Genomic DNA, 546 nt, shown 5'->3' with positions numbered 1-546 from the left:
CCCCCATCAGCGTCTGAGCTACCCGTCTTTTCATCACCAGCGACAACAGGCTGGCCCACACCAGCCCCTCGGCAATGGCTTTCTGACCTGTCACAAAGCCCTTGAGCCGGTTGTGCGACTTCCACTCCTTAAACAGCAGCTCCACCTGCCAACGACAGCGGTACAGGCTCATCACCCGCTCTGCTGGCCATGCCTCTCGTGGCAGATTGGTCATCCAGATACAGAACCGTTTCTCCTCGGCAAACCAGCGTCGGATCAGCCGATACTCGAACTTGCCCGATTTCACCACCATATCCAGTACCTCTGCCCGACAGTGCCGCCGTCCAGCATCCTTGAGTGACAGGCCCGCCAGCTTCGGCACTTCCCGTTCGTCACCGCGCCATGCCCGGATAATCTTCGGGTTCAGGCTCTTACTACCCCTGACCAGATAGAAACCGCCCGCCTCGTTTAGTTTCGCAAAGTAGGCCATATCGATGTAACCCGCGTCCGCCAACAGCAGGCTGTTATTGAGCCGCTCGGGCTCAGGCAGGAACTGGCGCTCTGACG

1 pseudogene is annotated in these 546 nt (G+C 59.0%); it reads right to left on the bottom strand.

Features of this window, described 5'->3' with window-relative positions:
* A pseudogene (locus OKB81_RS20730) lies at positions 1 to 546 on the bottom strand (IS4-like element ISAeme4 family transposase); the annotation flags it as partial.

The organism is Aeromonas sp. QDB56 (assembly GCF_027705505.1).
In the GTDB taxonomy this organism is placed as follows: Bacteria; Pseudomonadota; Gammaproteobacteria; order Enterobacterales; family Aeromonadaceae; genus Aeromonas; species Aeromonas caviae.
This window is presented reverse-complemented; position numbering and strand designations above follow the sequence as displayed.